The 5,275-nt window shown below is 71.9% G+C and carries 4 protein-coding genes; 1 reads left to right on the top strand and 3 read right to left on the bottom strand.

Translation table 11 applies throughout. The annotated features are described in order from the left end of the window. The 3 genes from ACFXMF_RS46610 to ACFXMF_RS46600 all read right to left on the bottom strand — a co-directional run. Positions 1–925: protein kinase (locus ACFXMF_RS46610; RefSeq protein WP_380021276.1), on the bottom strand; the 925-nt coding region annotated here is incomplete at its 3' end. Positions 926–1,026: 101 nt separating this feature from the next. After that, positions 1,027–1,746 (bottom strand): response regulator, encoded by a 720-nt coding sequence (locus ACFXMF_RS46605; RefSeq protein WP_360309012.1) that lies wholly within the window; start codon positions 1,744–1,746, stop codon positions 1,027–1,029. Then, the gene (locus ACFXMF_RS46600) at positions 1,743–3,413 is read right to left on the bottom strand and encodes a sensor histidine kinase (protein WP_360309010.1); all 1,671 of its coding nucleotides are present in this window, start codon (positions 3,411–3,413) and stop codon (positions 1,743–1,745) included. The genes ACFXMF_RS46605 and ACFXMF_RS46600 overlap by 4 nt, the downstream gene beginning before the upstream one ends. Positions 3,414–3,693: 280 nt before the next feature. Between ACFXMF_RS46600 and dctA the strand changes: the two genes are divergently transcribed. Further along, positions 3,694–5,154 (top strand): C4-dicarboxylate transporter DctA, encoded by a 1,461-nt coding sequence (gene dctA, locus ACFXMF_RS46595; RefSeq protein WP_360309008.1) that lies wholly within the window; start codon positions 3,694–3,696, stop codon positions 5,152–5,154. Positions 5,155–5,275: the final 121 nt, after the last annotated feature.

Genomic DNA, 5,275 nt, shown 5'->3' with positions numbered 1-5,275 from the left:
CGCGGTAACTGAGGTGAGCCGGAATTCTTGCCGGCGGCGGGAGTTCGTCGGCCGTCGTCTCGGCCCGTCCGATCGCCCCCGACGCGTGGACCTGGGGCCGGGCCGAGCGGACCGCGAGCAGGGCGGCCAGCATCGCGCCCGCGTCCGGGTACCGGTCGGCGACCGGCTTGGCCATCGCCCTGGCGAGTAAATCATCCACCTCGGACGGGAGTTCCGGCACCTCGGCGGACACGAGCGGCACCGCGGAGTGGATGTGCCGATACATCATGGCCGGCGAGTTGGCGGCGGGGTAGGGGACCCGGCCGGTCAACAGTTCGTAGAGCAGGCAGCCGACGGCGTACACGTCGCCGGCCGGACCGGCCTCGCCGCCCTGGATCACCTCGGGCGGCATGTACGCGACCGTCCCCAGCACCGAGCCGGTCGCGGTCAGCCGGCTCGAATCGCTGCCGGTGATCCGGGCGATCCCGAAGTCGGTGACCTTGAGCCCGCCGTCGACGCGCACCATCACGTTGGCCGGCTTGACGTCGCGGTGCACCACGCCGTGCCGATGCGCGTGGTCCAGTGCGGCCAGCACGGCGCGCCCGATCGGCAGCACCTCTTCGAGCGGTAACGACCCGCGCCCGGCCAGCAGTTGGGCGAGCGTGTGACCATCGATGAGTTCCATCACCAGGTAGGCGACCATGTCGCCGAAGTGATCGATCTCGTCCTGGTCGTGCACGATGACGATGCCGGGATGGTTCAGCGCGGCGGCGGCCCGGGCCTCGGTGAGGAACCGGCGGCGGACCACCGGATCGTGCGCGAGTTCGGGCGCCAGCAACTTCACCGCGACATCGCGACCCAGCCGGGTGTCCCGCGCCCGGTGCACCAGGGCCATCCCGCCCCGACCCAGGAGCGGCCCCAATTCGTATCGCCCGATCCTGTCCACCGTTGCCCCCCGTCGCGCGGCCCCGACCGGCGGGCGTCCGACGCGTGACCATGGTGCCGGCCGAGGCGACGCCTCATGCGGGAGTCGGCAAAGGACGAGGGTTATCCCGATCCGGGTGGTGTGGACGCCTCCGTTTGCGGGGTGTGCCAGCGGTAGATGTACTCGGGGCGACCGGCACCGCCGTACCGCGGTTCGCGCGAGACCAGGCGGCGGGCGGACAGGTGGTCCAGATAGCGGCGGGCGGTCGGGCGGGAGACGCCGACCGCGTCGGCGATGTCGGCCGCGGAGGTCACCGCGCCGGTGCTCAGGTGCGCCACGATCGCCTCGAAGGTGGCGGCGGCCAGGCCCTTGGGCAGCGGCGGCGCGTCGGAGGTGCGGCGCAGCGCGGCGAACGCCTGGTCGACCTCGCGCTGTCCGGTGGCGGTCGGCGCGGCTCCGGCCTCGCCGATCTGCCGGCGGTATTCCGCGTAGCCGTCCAGGCGTTCGCGGAACGCGGCGAACGAGAACGGCTTGAGCAGGTATTGCACGACTCCCAGCGACACCGCCGAGCGCACCAGCCGCAGGTCCCGGGCCGAGGTGACGGCGATGACATCGGCGTCGTGGCCCTGGCCGCGCATGGTTCGGCACAGGTCGAGGCCGTGCAGGTCCGGGAGGTAGAGGTCGAGCAGGACGAGGTCGACCGGTCGGGTGGACAGCAGGCGCAGCGCCTCGGTGCCGCTGCCGGTGACGCCGACCACCTCGAACTCCGGGACGCGGCCGGTGAAGACCGCGTGGGCCTCGGCCAGGACCGGGTCGTCCTCGACGACGAGGGTGCGGATCATGCTTCCTCCCCCGGGCGTTGGGCGGGCAGTGCGGGCCGGTCGGGCAGTGTGGGTTGTGCGGGCAGCGCGGGCAGGCGCACGGTGAACACCGCGCCGCCGGTGTCGCCGCGGGCGACGTCGACGGTGCCGGCGTGTCGGGCGACGGTGGCGCGCACCAGCGCCAGGCCCAGGCCGCGGTCCTGGGATCCGTAGGGCTCCTTGGTGCTCCAGCCGCGCTCGAACACCCGCGCGGCGAGCGGTTCGTCGATGCCCGGGCCGCTGTCCGCGACCCGAAGCAGCAGGCCGCCGTCGGCGGCGTCCGGGTCGGCACCGACGGTGACCCGCACGGTGCGCGGCGGCGGCGCCGACACGGCCGCGTCGATCGCGTTGTCGACCAGGTTGCCCAACACGGTGACCAGGTCGCGTGGTTCGAATCGGGAGGCGAACGCGTCGAGCGGGCCCGGCCCGTCGTGGTCGGTCGCCGGCCCACCGGTCACCGTCAGTTGCACACCGCGTTCGGCGGCCTGTGCGTGCTTACCGAACAGCAGTGCGGCCAGCGCGGGTTCGTGCACGGCGGCGGTGAGTTCGTCGGCCAGGTCCTGGGCGGCGGCCAGTTCGCCGGTGGCGAAGCGGATCGCCTCGGCTCCGCGCCCGAGTTCGATCAGCGCGACGATCGTGTGTAGTCGGTTGCCCGTCTCGTGCGCGGACGCCCGCAGCGCCTCGGCGAAGCCCTTGACCTGGTCGAGTTCGCCGACCAGGGCGCGCAGTTCGGTGTGGTCGCGGAAGGTGGCCACCATGCGATCGTCGCGGCCGGTGGGGCTGATGTTGACCGCGAGTGCGCGAGTGTTGCACAGGTGGATCTCGTCGGTGACGGTGCGACCGGCGGTGAGGGTGTCGGCCAGGGTGCCGTCCAGGCCCAACGTGCCCACATGCCGCCCCTCGGGCACGGGGGGAAGCGCGAGCAGCCGGACCGCCTCGTCGTTGGCCAACACCAGCAGGCCCGCCGAGTCCACCACGATCAGGCCCTCGCGAACGGCGTGCAGCACCGCGTCGTGGTGTTCGTACACCCGGCGCAGCTCGACCGGCCCCAGGCCCAGGGTCTGTCTGCGCAGTCGATGGTGCACCGCCATGCTCGCCGCGCAGGCCACCGCGAGGGCGGCGGCGGCGACCGCGAGGACCAGCGGGACGTCCTGGCCGACCAGGGCGTCGACGCGGTGGTTGGTGACGCCGACCGAGACCAGCGCGACCGGGCGGCCGGCCGGGCCGATCACCGGGACGACGGCACGCACCGAGGGGCCGAGCGAGCCGGTGTAGGTCTCGGTCGAGGTTCGTCCCTGGGCCGCGGCGTCGATGTGGCCCAGGAAGGTCCGGCCGATCCGAGTCGGGTCGGGGTGGGTGAAACGGGTGCCGTCGACGCTCATCACCACCACGAAGTCGACGCCGTTCTCCTTGCGGATCCGCTCCGCGATCGGCTGGAGCCGGGCGGTCGGGTCGGCGGCGGTCGCGGCCTCGGCGAGGCCGGGCGCGCGGGCCAGGGTGCGGGCCACGTCGAGCGCGCGCTCCCGGGCGGTCTGCTCGCCGGATCGGCGTACCGCGTGGACGGCGACGCCCGAGCCCGCCGCGACGAGCAGCAGGACGAGGGCGAGCTGCCACAGCAGCACCTGCCGAGCGATGCTCTGGTTGGCCATGCGCGAATTATCACTGGACGTCCGGGCCGTCTCGCAAGGCGACCGCTGCCGGTATTTCACCCGTTTTACGGCGATTCGTCAGCAATTTCGTCGTGCGCGTAATGCGCGTAAGCACCGTCGCGCTCCGTCGCCGCGCCAATCTACGTCCCGTAACGCGCTGTTTCGCCGATGTTTCCGCCGCCTGCCCGTCCGCCCGTCCGCCAGGGCGCGCGGCCCGGTGCCGCTCCGGTGTCGCAGCGTTCCCGTCCGCTCGACCCGACATCCCTCCGGGAGGCCCCAGATGTCCCAGGCCACCACGACCGATCCGGTCGCCGGCGCAGCCGACCCGCCCCCCACCGGTCCGCCGCCGCCTCAGCCGCCTGCGGCCCGTCGGCCCTGGTACACCCTGCTGTACGTATGGGTCCTGGTCGGCATCCTCGCCGGCATCGTGGTCGGCGCCGCGTGGCCGCACACCGGCGAACAGTTGCGCCCGCTGGGCGACACGTTCGTCAACGCGATCAAGATGATCATCACGCCGATCATCTTCGTGACCGTGGTGACCGGTATCGCGGGCGTCGACAGCCTGCGCGGTGCCGGTCGGATCGGCTGGAAGTCGCTGGTCTACTTCGAGGCACTGACCACCATCGCGCTGATCCTGGGCCTGGTCGTGATGAACGTGCTGCGCCCGGGCGACGGGGTGCACGCCGACGTCGGCTCGATGAAGGTCTCCGCGACCGCGCAGGGCTACATCGACAAGGGCGAGGCGCAGTCCTGGTGGCACTTCCTCACCGACCTGGTGCCCAGCAGCGTGGTCGGTGCCTTCGCTGACGGCGACGTGCTCCAGGTGTTGTTCTTCGCGGTGCTCTTCGGCATCGCGATCAAGCTGGTCGGGCGCCCGGCGGAAGGCATCGCGATCGGCGTGGAGCGGACCGGCCGGGTGTTGTTCGCGGTGCTGCGGATCGTGATGTACGCGGCGCCGGTCGGCGCGTTCGGCGCGATGGCGTTCACCGTCGGCAAGTACGGGCTCGACACGCTGACCAGCCTGGGCAAGTTGGTGGCGATCTTCTACGGGACGAGCCTGTTCTTCGTGGTGGTCGTGCTCGGCCTGGTGATGGCCGCGATCCGGCTGAACATCCTGCACCTGCTGCGGTACATGAAGGACGAGCTGCTGATCGTGCTGGGCACCTCCTCCAGCGAGAGCGTGTTGCCCCGGGTGATCACCAAGATGGAGAACCTGGGCGTGCCCCGGCAGGTGGCCGGGCTGACGGTGCCGAGCGGATACTCCTTCAACCTCGACGGGACCTGCATCTATCTGACCCTGGCCGCGCTGTACGTGGCGCAGGCCACCGACACACCGCTGTCCATGGGGCAACAACTGAGCCTGGTCGCGGTGCTGCTGCTGACCTCCAAGGGCGCGGCCGGGGTGACCGGATCCGGGTTCATCGTGCTGGCCGCGACGTTGTCCACGGTCGGGCACGTGCCGGTGGCCGGGATCATGCTGGTGTTCGGCATCGACAAGTTCATGAGCGAGTGCCGCGCGCTGACCAATGTGTGCGGAAACAGCGTGGCGAGTCTGGTGGTGGCCTCGTGGGAGGGCGTCCTGGACCGGGACCGGGCCCGCAAGGTCCTGGCCGGCGAACCGGTCGCGCCACTCGACGCCCTCGACCCGATCCCACCGGCCGCACCGGGCGGGCAGTCGACGACCGACGCACCGGGCGCGGTGTCGATCACCAAGGGGGCCCCGGTCGCGGCGGCGCACTGAGCGCGGCCGGACGGCCCGGCCCCCCCCCCCCCCCCGCGGCGGGGTGGGGGGGGGGCGGGCGGTGTGGTTTAAAACAAAACCATCCCACCCGACAACCAAAAAAAAAGGTAGACGGGGTATG

Origin of the sequence: Embleya sp. NPDC059213, from assembly GCF_042754445.1 — a bacterium.
In the GTDB taxonomy this organism is placed as follows: domain Bacteria; phylum Actinomycetota; class Actinomycetes; order Streptomycetales; family Streptomycetaceae; genus Embleya.
The sequence above is the reverse complement of the archived record's forward strand: the minus strand, read 5'-3'. Positions and strand labels throughout refer to the sequence as shown.